This window comes from Colwellia sp. BRX8-4, from assembly GCF_014077345.1.
Taxonomy (GTDB): domain Bacteria; phylum Pseudomonadota; class Gammaproteobacteria; order Enterobacterales; family Alteromonadaceae; genus Colwellia_A.
Window position 1 is genome coordinate 1 of record NZ_JACGVS010000038.1, and the last position, 16843, is coordinate 16843.

At 37.5% G+C, this 16843-nt stretch carries 12 protein-coding genes and 1 tRNA gene; 12 read left to right on the top strand and 1 reads right to left on the bottom strand.

The genetic code is table 11. From position 1 onward, the window contains the following. Positions 1-192: 192 nt before the first annotated feature. The 9 genes from H4J56_RS18690 (at position 193) to H4J56_RS18730 (ending at position 9799) form a co-directional block, all read left to right on the top strand. A complete protein-coding gene (locus H4J56_RS18690) occupies positions 193-459 on the top strand; it encodes a hypothetical protein (protein ID WP_182221465.1) in 267 nt (88 codons plus the stop codon). Then, positions 459-1130: a nicotinamide riboside transporter PnuC gene (pnuC, locus tag H4J56_RS18695; RefSeq protein WP_182259759.1), complete on the top strand. Its 672-nt coding sequence runs from the start codon at positions 459-461 to the stop codon at positions 1128-1130. The genes H4J56_RS18690 and pnuC overlap by 1 nt, the downstream gene beginning before the upstream one ends. A 7-nt stretch (positions 1131-1137) precedes the next feature. Beyond that, entirely contained in the window at positions 1138-2073 is a 936-nt protein-coding gene (locus tag H4J56_RS18700) for a phosphotransferase (RefSeq protein WP_182259760.1), read from the top strand. A gap of 362 nt (positions 2074-2435) precedes the next feature. Next, positions 2436-3488 carry a hypothetical protein gene (locus tag H4J56_RS18705; protein WP_182259761.1) on the top strand — a complete coding sequence of 351 codons (1053 nt, stop codon included), beginning with the start codon at positions 2436-2438 and terminating at the stop codon, positions 3486-3488. Positions 3489-3871: 383 nt separating this feature from the next. Beyond that, on the top strand, positions 3872-4780 hold the full coding sequence (cysD, locus tag H4J56_RS18710) for a sulfate adenylyltransferase subunit CysD (protein WP_182259762.1): 909 nt from the start codon (positions 3872-3874) through the stop codon (positions 4778-4780). Next, a complete protein-coding gene (cysN, locus tag H4J56_RS18715) occupies positions 4780-6192 on the top strand; it encodes a sulfate adenylyltransferase subunit CysN (RefSeq protein ID WP_182259763.1) in 1413 nt (470 codons plus the stop codon). Before cysD ends, cysN begins: the two co-directional genes overlap by 1 nt. A 154-nt stretch (positions 6193-6346) precedes the next feature. Next, positions 6347-8071 (top strand): SLC13 family permease, encoded by a 1725-nt coding sequence (locus H4J56_RS18720; RefSeq protein WP_182259764.1) that lies wholly within the window; start codon positions 6347-6349, stop codon positions 8069-8071. A gap of 32 nt (positions 8072-8103) precedes the next feature. Beyond that, a complete protein-coding gene (cysC, locus tag H4J56_RS18725; protein ID WP_182251163.1) occupies positions 8104-8754 on the top strand; it encodes an adenylyl-sulfate kinase in 651 nt (216 codons plus the stop codon). Positions 8755-8815: 61 nt separating this feature from the next. Continuing rightward, positions 8816-9799 carry a DHHA1 domain-containing protein gene (locus H4J56_RS18730; RefSeq protein WP_182259765.1) on the top strand — a complete coding sequence of 328 codons (984 nt, stop codon included), beginning with the start codon at positions 8816-8818 and terminating at the stop codon, positions 9797-9799. Between the two features lie 80 nt (positions 9800-9879). Here H4J56_RS18730 and H4J56_RS18735 read toward each other — a convergent pair. Further along, positions 9880-9956, bottom strand: a tRNA-Arg gene (locus H4J56_RS18735). Positions 9957-10203: 247 nt separating this feature from the next. On the opposite strand from H4J56_RS18735, the gene H4J56_RS18740 reads away from it, so the two are divergent. The 3 genes from H4J56_RS18740 to prsK are packed head-to-tail and all read left to right on the top strand — an operon-like array spanning position 10204 to position 16280. Beyond that, positions 10204-11163, top strand: coding sequence for an efflux RND transporter periplasmic adaptor subunit (locus tag H4J56_RS18740; RefSeq protein ID WP_182259766.1), 960 nt, complete (start codon positions 10204-10206; stop codon positions 11161-11163). A gap of 5 nt (positions 11164-11168) precedes the next feature. Continuing rightward, positions 11169-14219 carry an efflux RND transporter permease subunit gene (locus tag H4J56_RS18745; RefSeq protein ID WP_182259767.1) on the top strand — a complete coding sequence of 1017 codons (3051 nt, stop codon included), beginning with the start codon at positions 11169-11171 and terminating at the stop codon, positions 14217-14219. Between the two features lie 27 nt (positions 14220-14246). Next, positions 14247-16280: an XrtA/PEP-CTERM system histidine kinase PrsK gene (gene prsK / locus H4J56_RS18750; RefSeq protein WP_182259768.1), complete on the top strand. Its 2034-nt coding sequence runs from the start codon at positions 14247-14249 to the stop codon at positions 16278-16280. Positions 16281-16843: the final 563 nt, after the last annotated feature.

A 16843-nucleotide genomic window follows, 5' to 3' on the forward strand; every position in this document is an offset into this window, starting at 1 on the left:
CTAACATGTCGTCATGCTGAACTAACATGCCGTCATGATGAAGTAACACGTCGTCATGCTGAATTTATTTCAGTATCTGTATTCGTGGCTTCAAGTAATGAGATCCTGAAACAAGTTCAGGATGACGGGGGGTGTTCAGGATGACGGTTTTTTTTGTTCACTGGAAAAAGTGGCATACCATTAGGAAATAATATGAAAATATCTATAGAAATTAGTTTGTACCCTCTAGCAGAAGAAAAGTTTAAAACTGAAATTTGGGCATTCATTAAGCGCCTTCGTAATGTAGCGGGCTTAAATGTAGTGACTAATGGCATGAGTACACAAGTATTTGGTGATTACGACTTAGCTACCCGTCATGTCATGGCAGAAATAAAACATGTCCATCAAACCTTAAATGCTGCTGTTTTTGTGTGTAAGTTTATTGGCGGTGATCGCTCAGAAGTCGAAGCTGAAAGCTAATGGTTGAATCTTTATCAGCAACAGTCAATTATTTTGCGCATTTGCCTCTCTGGGAATTATTAGCGGTAATTTCAGCATTATTTTATGTGGTGTTAGCGGCAAAAGAAAATATTTGGTGTTGGCCAGCAGCGCTCGTGAGTACCATTATTTATAGCGTTATTTTTTATGATGTTTATTTATGGATGGACGCCTTATTGCAGGTTTATTATTTAGCGATGGCCATCTTTGGCTGGTATTGCTGGCGTCATGTTTCTTCGTCGCAAAATAACGCAACAAATAATAGTCATACAGGCACAGTATTGGCTATTCAAAGCTGGTCGCTACTCTTTCATACCAAAGTAGTGGTCTTACTAACTGCTTGCTCTTTGGTTATTGGCTGGCTAATGGACAATTACACGCCAACACACTTCCCTTATTTAGATTCTGCAACTACGGTATTTGCGGTGTTTGCGACCTATTTAGTCACTAAAAAGGTCTTAGAGAATTGGTTATACTGGATAGTCATCGATTTTGTTTCCATTTATCTCTATTTAGAAAAAGGCTTGCAACCTACCGCTGTGTTATTTGGCTTATATGTAGTCATGGCTATGGTCGGTTATGCAATTTGGTACAGCAAATATCAAAAGAGTCATCAACAAGCAGCAGGCAATGTAGCCTCGGCGACTGAGTAGTTGAGTGGTGGCTTTAATCAACCAAAAAAGTAACAGCAGCTGTGAAGAGATCAAAGCCTTACCTTGTTTTATTCATCGCGATTGTAAAATTGAGCGATTAACAGGGGGTGAAAGTCATCAATGTTTTAAAGTGACGGTTAACAAAAACACTACTGAGCAAAATTTTTTTGTAAAGTCTTTCAATGGCCATCAACAAACAGCAAAAGCCGAGATTGCCAGTCACTTATTAGCAGCAAATATGGGTTTAGCACCGGCTATCATTTATCATTCAGCATCATGGCTTGTTACCGAATTTATTACCGGTGATTCATTAAGCGATTTTTATAAGCAACAAACTGTCAGTGTAGCTAATAACAAAGTTACGGTGGCGATGTACTTAATGGTAAAAACTCATCAGTTAACACCGCCAGAAAATCATCCGGTGTTAGCCATTGAAGAACTGCTTTATCAACAAGCCTCCAATAGTAAACTCTCGCAGCCTCAGCATGTCGCGCTACAGAAAATAATCAGCAAAATAGCGCCTCCGCAAGCCAAGCATAATCACCTAGTACTTTGTCATGGCGATGTTAATTATGAAAACATTCGTGTAAGCGTTTTGTTTACTAATGAAAATCCGCTAAAGCATGCTTGGTTAGTCGATTTCGAATGCAGTTGTTTAGCTGAAGCCGAATATGATCTCGCCATGTTTATCGCGATTAACGAATTCAGTGTTAACGATATAGATACTCTAATACAAGACTATCTGCAATTTACTAATGCGACGATTGATAAGGAAAAAGTGTGTGCATATCTCGCTTGTTGTTATCTCATTAATGGCTTGTGGTACTTCGAGGCCGGCTATCAACACAAGCAAGCGAAAAAATTAATGGCTAAGGCACACCAGCAGTTTGAACTTTTTGACCAATTAGGCTTGTTAACAGAAAAAATAACATTATTATTTTAATCTGTACTATCTTTATTATCCTCAGTAATTTTACTCAGTAACAGCTACAGCTACTATTTATAAAGTAGCTCTATTGAATTTAGTTACTGGCTATTTAGTAGTGTATATCAACTTATATCGTGAAGTTACTTTTGTATCATGGTGATTTATTTAAGTTATTGAACATCTGGCACCGTAATAAAAATGCAATAAAGGCTTAAGATTTTAATAATGCAAATCAGCCGTTAAATATTTATTTTATTGTTATTCTTTTTGTTGATCAGGCGTGATGTCGATGCTAATATTTACTACAAAGATCATTCTGTTGTTTATCTATATAACAAGGAATGTTAGGTTTTTTACTTTCAAATCAGGGATTAACAATGAATAAAATTATGCTTACAACAGTTGCTGCGGCAATTTCTTTGACTTTATCGGCATGTTACCAAGATGATGGTACTGTTCTTGCGCCAAACCAAGCGCCGCCGGTTCCACCAACTCCTTCTACATTAGATGTATCAGGTTCTGGTATCAAAGGTGTATTAGCTAACGCTTTAGTTGAAGTTTTTGATAGCTCAGATGTAGAAACTGCTCTAGCTAACACTCAAACAGATGAAAATGGTGATTACACACTTTCATTAACTGATGCTTCTGGTGAAGCAATCACAGGTACTTTTTTCGTACGCGTAAGTGCTGACGAAGATACTACAATGATTTGTGATGCTCCAGCTTGTGGTGACGTAGTTAGAGGTGGAGTTGTTCCAGCATCACAATTAGTGGGCTTAGAACTTTCAACAATGAGTAATTCTGATGGTAGCGGTACAATCTCTGCTGAAGTTAACGCATTAACAACACTTGCAACTGAAACTATTTTAGCGGTAATTGAAGACGATGCAGATATCGACCTTTCTGACCCAGAAGTTTTTGAAGCGTTTCAAGTAGATGCTTCTCGAGTGATTGGTGCTACTTTAGGTTTAGATTTATCTGAAACTAACATTTTTGACGTTGTAATTGTTGATGCTTCTGTATCTGCAAATGTATCAACAGATGATATGATAGCAGCAACGTTAACGCTTATTAACGGTTCGCTTTCAGGTTTAGAGCCAGGCACTGATGAAACTCTTGCTGATGCAATTAAAACTTATATCGCTGCTGTTAAACTAGTTACTAAAGCGATTATTAATAACCCTGGTGCAGCATTAGATGCTGACTCAGTAGCGGCAATGGCAAGAATTAATGCTGTTCAAGCTAAAGTTTCGCAAGCAATTAAAGATTTAGCATCAGTTATTGCAGGCGATACAGGTAATGCTGTCGGTATTGTAAATATTCCTGACGTAATCAATCCTGGTGATATCGCAGCTTCTGTTGATCTAGATGACGATATTACTGGCGGTACTGGCGGTACTGGTGGTACAGGTGGTACTGGCGGTAACTAATCCCAGTAACTGTTATCTGAATAAAAACCGATAGATTTGTCTATCGGTTTTTTTTTGCCAGAAATCCTCAATAATAACGCTAAATATAGAAAAATAGATCCGTATTATCAGCTAAATATTTAATTGCAGAATAACTCCTTCAGCGCCATAATCATTGCAAGGTAGCTACATTTAATAATACCCGCATAGCGTTTGTAATAATCGTGCTTTTACTCTTATTTAAGTCGTTTTAATTTAATTGTCTAAGTTAGCTTTAGCTTCTCTATAGTCAGTTTATTACAAGCTAGTTATAACCTAAGTTATTTAGTTATTTCGCTATATCGTTTTGGTTTGATATAATTTTTTGTAAGATTTTGACATAAAAAATGTAAAATAGGGCATATATGAATAAGAATAAATTAACACATTTAAAAGCACTGGAAGCTGAATCAATTCAAATAATGCGTGAAGTTGCTGCTGAATTTGATAATCCTGTTATGTTGTATTCAATCGGGAAAGATTCTTCTGTTCTTTTGCATTTAGCGCGTAAAGCTTTTTATCCGGGTAAAATTCCCTTCCCATTAATGCACGTTGATACGGATTGGAAATTCAAAGAAATGATTGAATTTCGTAATAATCTAGCAGAAAAGTATGACTTCGATTTAATTGTCCATAAAAACCCTGAAGGGCTTGCTATGGGGGTAGGTCCGTTTACTCATGGTAGTGCAAAACATACCGACATCATGAAAACACAAGGTTTAAAACAAGCATTAGACATGCATGGTTTTGACGCCGCTTTTGGTGGTGCTCGTCGTGATGAAGAAAAGTCTCGTGCTAAAGAACGTGTTTACTCATTTCGTGATAAAAATCATCGTTGGGATCCGAAAAACCAACGTCCAGAGCTTTGGAATATTTATAACTCTAAAGTTGATCAAGGCGAAAGTATTCGTGTGTTCCCATTGTCTAATTGGACCGAGCTTGATATTTGGCAGTATATTTATCAAGAAAATATTGAAATGGTTCCACTTTATTTTGCAGCCAAAAGACCTGTTGTTAAACGTGATGGCTCGTTAATCATGGTAGATGATGAACGCATGCCATTAAACGAGGGCGAAGTGCCTGAAATGAAATCAGTACGTTTTAGAACGCTAGGTTGTTACCCACTTACCGGCGCTATTGAATCGACTGCAACAACATTGCCTGAAATTATTCAAGAAATGCTTTTAACAACCACTTCTGAGCGACAAGGTCGAGTCATTGATAATGATTCAGCCGGTTCAATGGAAAAGAAAAAAATGGAAGGGTACTTTTAATGAACACTGAACAAACATTATTGGCAACAGATATTGAAGGTTACTTAAAGCAGCATGAAAACAAAGATATGCTGCGTTTTATCACCTGTGGCAGTGTAGATGACGGAAAGTCGACATTAATAGGCCGCTTACTTTTTGATAGCAAAATGATTTTTGAAGATCAGATGGCTGCTATTGAAAAAGATTCTAAAAAGTTTAATACCACAGATGGTGATTTTGATTTAGCGTTACTCGTTGACGGTTTACAGTCTGAACGCGAACAGGGTATTACTATAGATGTTGCGTATCGTTACTTTGCTACAGAGCAACGTAAATTCATTATTGCCGATACTCCAGGCCATGAGCAGTACACACGTAATATGGCAACGGGTGCTTCTACATGTGACTTAGCCATTATATTAATTGATGCGCGTCACGGCGTGCAAGTACAAACACGACGTCATTCATATATCTGTTCATTATTAGGTATTAAGCATGTGGTTATTGCTATTAATAAAATGGATGCAGTAGATTATGACCAAAAGACATACCAAAAAATTAAAAGTGATTACCGTGAGTTTGCTAAATCATTAAACATTGAAGATGTTCGCTTTGTGCCTATTTCAGCTTTACGCGGCGATAACGTAGTCAACGAAAGTGAGCATATGCCTTGGTACCCAGGTTCACCTTTGCTTAAGTTATTGAATACTGTGCAAATTAGCGGTGAAAAAAATAGTGCTTTTCGTTTTCCTGTTCAATACGTTAATCGTCCTAATTTAGACTTTAGAGGATTTGCCGGTACGATCGCTTCAGGTGAAATTCGTGTTGGTGATACTATTGTTGCACTACCTTCAGGTAAGCAAAGTAAAATTAAGTCGATAGTAACTTTTGATGGCGAACTTGAAACGGCTTATGCCGATATGGCTGTAACACTGACGCTTGAAGATGAGATAGATGTTAGTCGCGGTGATATGATCGTGCGACCGCATGAGCAACCCGCGTCTTCTAATACCTTTAGTGCAGATGTTGTGTGGATGGATGAAGCGGCACTACAAATAGACCGTGAATACATTATTAAAGTGGGCACTCATGCTACGTTTGGCTCTGTTGATAAAATAGAATATAGCGTTAATGTTAATACGATGGAAAAGCAAGACGTACAGCATTTAGCCTTGAATGAAATAGGGCGCTGTAACTTTACGTTAAACGAACCTGTGCAGTTTGATGCTTATCAAGAGAACCGTCAAACAGGTGCTTTTATTATTATTGACCGTTTGACCAATGCAACAGTTGGCGCTGGCATGATAGCTTCACAACTGACGCAATTGGAAAAAGGACAGCCTAAAAAGTACAGTGATTACGAACTTGAACTTAATACGTTTGTTTGTAAGCACTTTCCTCATTGGGGAGCTAAAAATTTAGCTAAAAAGTAACGAGGCTAAAAGATGTAAACTAAGGGCAATGAGGTTCGTGTAAAAAACAGCTAGTAATATCTCAGTTTTTTTACTCAGCCGCTTTGCTCTTAGTTATTATTTGTCTCTAATTTTTCGTAAGATTAGCTGTTCAAAGTTAACAGGGTTTATATATTTGAATATAGATGCAGCGTTTGTACTATTAATTTTTATTAGTACAATTATAGGTTTATTAAAGTTTCAGAAGCAGCCTGGAAAGGTTTTTGGCTTTACTTTTATTGCCCTTATTATTAGTGGACAAGTTTCAAATGAAGCTGTGTTAGCCAGTACGTCTAATAAAGGCTTAATAACGCTTATTTTGTTAATACTGTGTTCTTTAGCGTTAGAAAAAACCCGCTTACTGCGTATACTCGCCAGCAAAGTTTTATTCTCAAGTTATGGCAAAACCTGGATCAGGCTTTTTAGTTTAACGGTTGTTTCTTCAGCCTTGTTAAATAATACCGCCGTTGTCTCTACCATGCTGGCGCCGATTCGCAACAACCCTTATCATTCTGCCAGTCGATTATTATTACCTTTGTCTTATGCGGCTATTTTTGGCGGTACGCTAACCTTAATTGGCACGTCTACTAACTTAATTGTTAACAGTTTAGTCTTAAATGCTGATCTACCTGCCTTAGGCTTTTTTGATTTTTTCCCGGTAGGTGTTTTTATCGTTATTACTTGTGGCTGTGCGCTGTGGTTTTTATCTAAATATCTCCCCGAAACAGATATTAATTCAACGCTAGAAAGTTCATATTTATTAGATGCTAAAGTAGAACTTAACTCGGCATTGATTGGCAAAACCGTAGAAGAAAACGCTTTAAGACATTTAGACTCTTTATTTTTGATTGAAATAATTCGCGCTGGGCAAACGATTACCCCTGTTTCTCCCGACCAAGTTATTAGTGCCAACGATAAGCTTATTTTTAATGGTGACGTTACTAAAGTAAACCAACTTAAGCAGTTTGATGGTTTAACTGTTTTTGCACACAAACAAGGCTTGTCTGATGACAACTTAACGGAAGTCTTTGTTCGTTCTGAAAGTGTACTCATTAATAAAACATTAAAAGGCGTTGGCTTTAGAGCTAAGTTTGACGCTGCTGTGGTAGCAATGAAAAGAGACGGGCAAGCTGTTACAGGTAAGCTTGGCGATGTTAGCATTCGTCCGGGTGATTACTTAGTGTTAGCAACGGGCCAAGATTTTAAAGCCAGAAATAATGTTGATAAAAACTTTATTGTTGTCAATGGCGTTGAGCCAGAATCAAAACTTACTGGTAAAAAAGAACCTTTTGTTATTATAAGTTTTTTCTTAACCGTAGCATTAAGTGCACTAGGTATTATTTCTTTATTCAAAGGAATGTTAGTGCTATTTTCTTTTTTCTTATTATCGAATTGCTTGTCAAAAGATGAAGTGATTAGACGTTTTCCAATACAAATTTGGCTGATTATTTCTACTGCGCTAATGCTTGCCAGTGCGTTAATAAATAGTGGATTACTAACGTCTCTTGAAACGATTACTTCTTTGTCGGGCAGTATTACGCCGACCGTCGCCTTAATTATTATATTTTTATTAACGGTATTATTAACCGAGTTGGTCACTAATAATGCCGCAGCAGCGCTAATATTCCCAATAGCTTATAGTGTAGCGTTGAACTATGGCGTAAATATTACTCCCTTTATTATGGCAGTAGCCTTTGGTGCCAGCGCTAGTTTTATTAGCCCATACGGGTATCAAACCAATTTAATGGTCTTTAGTGCCGGGCAATACCAGTTGATAGATTTTATAAAAATAGGTGTGCCCATTAGCGTTATATATTGCACTACTGCGATTTGTAGTATTTTATATTTCTTCCCTTTTTAGCTATTAATAGCGTCCAATGATAAATGTGAATTATGAAAAAAAATAACCCAGCAAGTCCTTATATAGAAAAAAACAACACAGAAAAATCGTCAGATGTGGTTTGGCATCAACAGAGTGTCACTGCTGAGCAAAAGTCTCAATTAAAGGGCCATAAAGCGGTATTGCTATGGTATACCGGCCTAAGTGGTTCGGGTAAATCTACCGTTGCCAATGCAGTTGAGCAAAAATTACTGGAACGTGGCTGTCACAGTTATTTACTTGACGGTGACAATGTTCGCCACGGTTTAAATAACGATTTAGGGTTCACTGACGAAGACCGTATTGAAAATATACGCAGGATAGGTGAAGTAGCTAAGTTATTTGTAGACGCAGGTTTGCTTGTATCAACGGCCTTTATTTCCCCTTTTCAAAAAGACAGAGACCAAGCCAGAGCGTTACTCAAAGACGCGTTATTTTTAGAAGTATTTATTGATACGCCTTTAGATGTTTGCGAAAGCCGTGATCCTAAAGGTTTGTATAAAAAAGCAAGAGCGGGTGAAATCGCTAATTTTACCGGGATAAGTTCGGCTTATGAAGCCCCTGAAGCTGCTGAAATACATATCGAAACAGCGCATTTGTCTATTGAGCAATGTGCTGATTTAGTGATAGACGCTTTAATAAAAAAACAAATTATAAAATCATAGTTTTTACCCATGGCTTTATCGAAAAAAATAATTGTAAAGACTAAAAATAAAGGATTTATCTGTGAATTATGACGTATTTAATGGTGATGCCGACGGTATTATCGCCTTGCTGCAATTGCAATTAGCCAATCCGACAGTAAGTGTCAAAATTACCGGCGTTAAACGTGATATTGCTTTACTGCAACAGGTCGTTGAAATAACAAATGCCCAAGGCAATAATAGAGACGATAGTGTTATTCGCGTTTTAGATATTTCAATGGAAAAAAATAAAGACGCAATGAATACCTTATTAGCTGAAGGTGGCAATGTAACTTATATCGATCATCACCGTGCGGGTGACATTCCGGAACATGTAAATTTACAAACGCATATTGATTTAGATGCAAATACTTGTACGGCTTTAATCGTTGATAAGATTTTAGCTGGGAAGTTTCATCATTGGGCAATTTGTGCCACTTTTGGGGATAATCTTATTGCTAAAGCGACTAAGTTAGCCAATTTAGCGGGTTTAAACGATAACGAATGCGAGCAGTTAGAAACGTTAGGTACCTTAATTAACTACAATGGTTATGGTTCGCATATTGACGATTTGCATTTTCATCCGGCAAGGTTATATGAATTACTGTTAGCTTACTCAAGCCCTTTTGATGCAATTAAAGATGCAGACTCTCCTTATTATATTTTGCAAAAACTATATAACCAAGACCATTTAAAAGCCGTTAACACCAAAGCATTTTATGACACAGCGTTATTAACCGCATTTGAATTACCGGATGAAACATGGGCCAGAAGAATAAGTGGTGTTTTTGGCAATGAATTAGCCAATATAAACCCAAAGAAAGCACATGCTATTTTTACAATAAATACAGATAACACCTATACGGTTTCTTTAAGAGCGCCATTAGCGAATAAACAAGGTGCTGGTGATATTTGTAGTCAGTTTGCGACAGGTGGAGGACGTGCGGCTGCCGCTGGTATCAATGCGCTTCCTAAAGATAAGATTGAAGCGTTTTTAGCCGCAGTAGCAGCTTACTATAGCGAATGAGTGACGTGGTAAAATAGATAAGTGGTCACTGTAAAAATGAAGCTGTTTATTTAACGTGTTTTTTGTTTATAGGAAAAAAGTGGTCCACCCGACAGGACTTGAACCTGTGACCTCACGCTTCGGAGGCGTGAACTCTATCCAGCTGAGCTACGGGTGGTTTGCTGTGTTAAGCGCGGCAAATACTATAATTAATCGTGAAAATTGTCTAGCTTTGTCGTCTTTATTTTAGGTACAAGCGGGAATTCTATCCATCTTTATTGCGCTGAGCAAAAATAATGAAAAAAGATGTACTTTATTCAGCAACAACCCTAAAGTATTGGCTATAATAAAATCAGTTAATTTAACGCGTTATAGAATTACATATGAAATCACAGAATAGTTTTTTTAGGTTTTTGATGATAGGAATGACAATTCTTGCATCATCATCGACATTGTCGCAGAGTTACGATTTTGAACAGATCATTGTTGAGCCCTACGCCGATACCATAAAACGGACAGGGAAACTTGATTTTAAAAGAACGTTAAATTTGTCATTTAAAAGTAGTGGGTATTTAGCTACGTTAGCCTTTGATGAAGGGCAGTACTTTGAAAAAAACCAGCTCATTGCATCTTTAGACACTCGAGAATTACTGCAAAATAAAAACGCTACTTATGCGCAATTATTACAAGCAAAGCGCGAAGTTAACCGTCAACAAAAACTACTCGAAAATAAATTAAGTTCAGAACAAGATCTTGATCTTGCCTTAACTCGTGTTGAAATAAGCAGAGCTAACTATCAAGTTGCCTTTTATCATTTTGAAAAAGCACAAATTTTTGCGCCATTTTCAGGCGTGGTATTAAACCGTTATACTGAACTAGATGAACTACAATCGCCAGGCAGTAATGTACTAAAAATAGCCGCTTTAGAGCAAAATTGGGTGGTAAAAGTTGCCTTAACAGGTAACGAAGTCAGTCAAGTGCGTTTAGGTCAAAAAGTGAATGTTTCTTTACAGGCACTTGGAAGTGTTATTGGCGAAGTAAGTAAAATACCCGCAATTTCAAACACCAAGGGTAATATGTTTATCATTGAAGTGTTGCTACCAAATATTAATCTGAACAGTGGGATTGTTGCTGGGCAAATTGCCGAAATCATTATCGATTTCACCAGTGATAACTTTGTTTATCGCTTACCGATATCAGCATTGATTTCTGTTAACGATAAAGGGCAAGCTGTTGTTATTGTCAAAGACAATCAAGAACTAGTTTATCAGTATTACGATATTTATCGTTTAGATAACCAATTTGTGTATTTGTTTGCTTCAGTTGATGATCAACCCATACAAATAGTCAGTAGTGGCTGGCAACATATTAAATTAGGTAAGTAATTACTATGCTGTTACCTAAACTCGCTATAAAAAACGCACAATTTACCCTAACAATAGTGGTGCTATTAGTACTCGTCGGTATTGTTTCCTACTTTCAAATGCCACGTTCAGAAGATCCACAGTTTGATATGCCCATCACCTTAATTGAAGTGATCTACCCTGGCGCATCACCAACAGATATTGAAACTTTAGTGGTTAATCCGCTCGAAGAAGAATTTTCTGATATAGAAAACATTCAAAAAATAGAATCACAAGTCAAAAATGGTGGTGCACGTATTGAAATTACTTTTCTGTACGGCACAGATCCAGAGGCATCTTATAACAAAGTAAAGCAGGCGGTTTCAACAGTAAAGCCAACACTACCTGAAGGTGTTCATGATTTACTCGTTTTAAAAGCAACGCCTACAAGTGTTGCTATCATGCAATTGGCACTATGGAGTGAGCCAATAGATTATAAAGTTATGGAGTTTTATGCCAAACAGTTAGAAAAACGTTTAGAAGCGATTAACGATGTTCGAAAAGCTGATGTTTGGGGTTATCCTCAGCAAATTGTCGCCATTGACATTAATTTAGCACAGCTAAAACATTACGGCTTATCTGTTACCGATATTAACTCAATTTTACAAGGACGTGCGGTAAATATTACCCCAGGTTATGTTGACGCGAGTTCTCGGCGTTTTAATGTAAAAGCCAGTGGTAACTTTGGACAACTAGCTGAGTTAGGTGAAACGGTTATTCGCTCGGATGATAGTTTTGTACTGCGTTTAAAAGACATAGCGACAGTGGAGTTTTCAGGATTAGAACCAAACTATTTAGCTTATTATGATAATAAGCCAGTTATTTTTCTCACTATAGAACAACGACCTAATACCAATATTTTTGGCCTAACTGAAAGTATTGATAATGAAATCGCCAACTTTACTGACAGCTTACCCGACAATATGAAAGTTGATGTTTTGTTTAAGCAAGCCGACAGTGTAGAAATGAGAGTGAATGGTTTTTTTGACAACCTGTGGCAAGGACTGGTGCTCGTCGGCATTATGTCACTGTTATTTTTAGGACTACGTGAATCTTTAGTAGTCATTGCCGTTATTCCATTGTCCTTTTTAGTGGCAATAGGTTGGTTAGACTTTAGTGGCTTTGGTTTACAACAAATGTCTATTGTTGGTTTGATTATCGCTTTAGGTTTACTCGTAGATAATGCGATAGTGGTTACTGAAAGCATCCATAGAGAAAAGAAAACAACAAAAAATCTTGCTGAAGCTGCTGCAGTGGGCACGGCAAAAGTAGGTTGGGCAATAACCAGCGGTACTGTAACCACTATGTTAGCGTTTCTGCCTATGTTAATGCTAGCCAGCAACACAGGGGACTTTGTTCGTTCAATGCCGGTAACAGTTGTCTTAGTACTGCTAGCATCTTTATTAATCGCCCTGACATTAACACCACTATTAGCCAGTCGTTTTTTTGCAAAAAATACAGCTGAAAATAAAACTAAAATAAAAACGCTTCAGCATTACGTCAATATATTTGCCGAGCACGTTTATGCTAAATGGCTGTCACGATTTATGAATGTTCGCTGGATTGTTATCGCTATTGCCGTAGTCTGTTTGGTGGGTATGTTGTCATTATTTGGTAAAGTGGGAGTGAGTCTTTTCCCTAAAGCCGAAAAGCCAATGATTATGCTTGATGTTGAAACACCGCCCAACTCATCGTTAACCTATACAGATAAAGTCATGCAAAAAATGACTGAGGTTATTGAAAAGCATGAGTTGGTTGATAAAGTTGCTTTAAATGTCGGCAGTGCAAACCCGCGTATTTATTATAATCAAATCCCTAAACGTGGTGTGGCAACTTATGGTCAGGTCATTGTTGTATTAAGTGAATATGATGCACAAAGAGTATCTGATTTTGTTAGTCAACTTCGTGAAGAGTTTGGCAAGTGGCAACAAGCCAAAATTACGGTCAGTGAATTTACCCAAGGGCCGGTTACCGATCTACCAATAAGTGTTCGACTAATGGGCGAATCACTGTCTGATTTAGAGCAAGTCGCTAATGATCTTTCAAATATGATGGCAAGCACTAAAGGCATTATAAACATTGATAATCCTATTGGCATTGCTAATACCGAACTCTTACTTGATATTGATTATGAAAAAGCGGGCTTATCTAACATTGATATCAATACCCTTGATATTACTTTACAGACAATACTTTCTGGAACGGCTGTAGGTCGATTTAATGATGATAATGGTGAAAGCTATCCTATTGTTGTGCGCCGTAAAAACCCTGATGTTGACGGTTTAGCTGATATTAATGTCACTAACCGTTTAGGTGAAGCTATTCCGCTTAATCAAGTTATTACTACCAAGCTGCAAAAAGGTCGTACTGAGTTCTATCATTATCAAAAGTTACGTATGGCGAAGGTATCTGCAGATGTTGATAAAAATCATACCGTTAGTGAGTTAACCACCAAAGTTATCGACTACTTAGCGCAATATGAAATGCCTGAGGGAGTTAGCTATACCTTGGGCGGAGAAGAAGAATCTCGTCAAGAAAACTTTTCAGGTTTAGCACAAATAATGCTAGTTACTGCTATTGGTATATTTGCGGTGTTGGTCTTACAGTTTAAATCGTTTTTACAACCGCTGGTAATATTTACTTCAATTCCATTTGCAATGGCAGGTTCAGTTATAGGGTTATATATTACGGGTCAATCATTTTCGATGATGGCATTTATAGGTTTAATAAGTTTGTTTGGTATTGTGGTGAATAACGCCATTATATTAATTGATACGGCGAACCGTAATTTTGTTGAGTCGAATAATTTAAAGCAAGCGATACTCGATGCCAGTGCCACCCGTTTTACCCCAATACTATTAACAACATTAACGACTATTGGCGGCTTATTACCACTCACTCTTTTTGGCGGCGGTTTATGGCAGCCATTAGGCACAGTGATCATTTCAGGATTATGCGTTTCGGCGATTGCTAGTTTTCTACTGGTACCGGTATTAACTGAAATATTTACTAAAGAAAATGCAGCGCAGAACGATTAAACAAAAACTCAATAAGAAGTTTATATTATGGATTCATTAGGGCTCTTTGGTTATTCGTTAGCGAGTGCTGCATACTTTGTTTTTGCATTACTCATTTTTGCGGCACGAAATAAGACAAGCCTAGCTCGCTGGGTATTAGTTTCAGTATTAGTAACCGTCATTGCTAATGGGGTTGCTGCCTTACAAATAAAGTTAGGCTTTAGTCTCCAATGGGCAATGCTTGCTGACGGTTTTAAAATAGCTTGTTGGTCATTGTTAATTCTACTTTGTAACACAGAACAACGATCTTTTTGGGCGATCATCACTAATTCACATATTCGTCAATATGCAAAAGTTTGGAGCATATTAATGATTGCTTGTTGGCTGGCAAGTGTCGTATTGAATTATTCCTATGAATATTTATTCCTACTTTTTATTGTGCTTAATTTATGGAGTTTAGTGCTACTGGAGCAGTTATACCGAAGTGCTGATTCACAAGTTCGCTGGGCTATTTGGCCGATGGTTATTGCATTAGCCAGCGTTGCGATTTTTGACTTTGTTTTATATGCACAAGCCACTATGGTTGACGGTATTGATTTTGATTTTTGGTTTAGTCGTGGCTTTATCTCTTTTATTGTTGTGCCTTTATTACTGATCAGTACTCGACGGATTCGTAATGGTGCGGTAAGAATTTTTGTTTCTCGACATGTTGTTTTTTATAGCTCAATGTTGATGATTGCCGGTATATATTTGTTGGTTATGGCCTTTGCTGGCTATGTTATTAACTACATAGGTGGAGAGTGGGGCAGCGTTGTTAGTATCGGCTTTCTAATGTTAAGTGCTTTGGTATTAGTCGCTTTATTGATTACCGAGACGTTGCGCCGGAAATTAAAAGTGTTTATAGCAAAAAACTTTTTTGCTAATAAATACGAATACCGAGATGAATGGTTAAACCTTATCGGAAAAATAGAAACCACCAATGCTGAAAGCCATTATCAAATGGCAACTCAAATAATGATGTCAAAAGTAGATGCTTATGCTGGCGCTATTTTGAAAAAAGTAACAGGTCAACGTTTCAGTGTTCAATATTCTGAAAAATTGCTTCTAGATGATACCTTTAATCAGCAACTGGTAGAGTGCAGTCTTTTTTGTCAGCGCCAAGGTTGGATCATTGATGTTGAAGAATATCGCCAAACGCCAACTGTTTATCCTGGCTTATCTCTGGATTTATCGTTATTTGATACCAAGAGCATTAGAATTATAGTCCCTATTTTTATCGGTAAAGCATTCTATGGGATGTTTATTTTAGCGGGAAAAAATGAAGTTAAGCAATTAAATTGGGAAGACAGAGATTTACTGTTTGCCATATCAAAACAGTTAGGAAATTTCGTTTCTTTACATGAAGCTAATGATAAATTAGCAGAATCAAAACAGTTTGATGCCTTTAACCGTATGTCAGCCTTTTTAGTGCATGATTTGAAAAATGTTCAAGCTCAGTTAGCACTTATTACCTCTAATGCAGAAAAGCACCGGGATAACCCAGAGTTTATTGCTGATGTTTTTGAAACGGTAGAGTCAGCGACAGAACGCCTATCTAAAGTGCTTTCGCAATTACGTAATAAGCAAGCAGCTCAATCTAATAGTGAGTTGGTTGATATCTCAGCAGTGATTAACAGTGTAATAGAGCAGAGAAATATTGAGTTGCCTAAGGTGACCTTTGATAAAATTAACCATTGTGAAATGGCTATTGATAATGAAACGTTTCATTCAGTACTCAATCACTTAATACAGAATGCACAGGAAGCGACAAGCAAAGATGGCTGGGTTAAAGTAGAGCTTACTCAGATAGAAAACCATATAGGCATTAAAATTTCTGATAATGGCTGCGGTATGTCGGCAGACTTTATTAATAATCGACTATTCAAACCTTTTGATACCACTAAAGGTAATGCGGGTATGGGCATTGGTGTATTCGAGGCCAAGCAATTTGTTGAAGGTATCGCCGGAATAATTAAAGTCGAGAGTATTGAAGATAAAGGTACTGTTTTTATAATAGACTTACCAATAAACCCAAGTTTATAAATGATATATTACCGTGGAATACAGATCCTGAAACAAATTCAGGATGACGTTTGTGGATTTAGGACGACGACAGATAAGGTTGCTTTTCCCCGTCATGCTGAATTCGTTTCAGTATCAGGGCTGAGATCCTGAAATAAATTCAGGATGACGTACGTGGATTCAGGATGACGCTCATTGATTCAGGACGACGATAGGTAAGGTTATTTTCCTCCCGTTATGCTGAACTCGTTTCAGTATCTGGGTTGAGATCCTGAAATAAATTCAGGATGACGTAGTGGTTTCAGTATGACGTACGCTGATTTGGGATAATGTACGTGATTCAGTATGACGTAGTGGTTTCAGTATGACATACGCTGATTTGGGATAATGTACGTGATTCAGTATGACGCTCGTGGATTCAGTATAACGTGTGTGGTTTCATAACGGCGATAGGTAAGGTTTTTTTTCCCCGTCATGCTGAACTCGTTTCAGTATCTGGGTTAAGATCCTGAAATAAATTCAGGATGACGTTCGTAGATTCAGGATGACGTTCGTAGATTCAGGATGACGTTCGTAGATTCAGG

Bases quoted from the DNA above. Each gene is read 5' to 3' on its own strand.
- H4J56_RS18745 (WP_182259767.1), top strand. From the start codon at position 11,169: ATGCTGTTACCTAAACTCGCTATAAAAAACGCACAATTTACCCTAACA.
- cysC (WP_182251163.1), top strand. From the start codon at position 8,104: ATGAAAAAAAATAACCCAGCAAGTCCTTATATAGAAAAAAACAACACA.
- cysN (WP_182259763.1), top strand. From the start codon at position 4,780: ATGAACACTGAACAAACATTATTGGCAACAGATATTGAAGGTTACTTA.
- H4J56_RS18705 (WP_182259761.1), top strand. From the start codon at position 2,436: ATGAATAAAATTATGCTTACAACAGTTGCTGCGGCAATTTCTTTGACT.
- cysD (WP_182259762.1), top strand. From the start codon at position 3,872: ATGAATAAGAATAAATTAACACATTTAAAAGCACTGGAAGCTGAATCA.
- H4J56_RS18740 (WP_182259766.1), top strand. From the start codon at position 10,204: ATGACAATTCTTGCATCATCATCGACATTGTCGCAGAGTTACGATTTT.
- prsK (WP_182259768.1), top strand. From the start codon at position 14,247: ATGGATTCATTAGGGCTCTTTGGTTATTCGTTAGCGAGTGCTGCATAC.
- H4J56_RS18690 (WP_182221465.1), top strand. From the start codon at position 193: ATGAAAATATCTATAGAAATTAGTTTGTACCCTCTAGCAGAAGAAAAG.
- pnuC (WP_182259759.1), top strand. From the start codon at position 459: ATGGTTGAATCTTTATCAGCAACAGTCAATTATTTTGCGCATTTGCCT.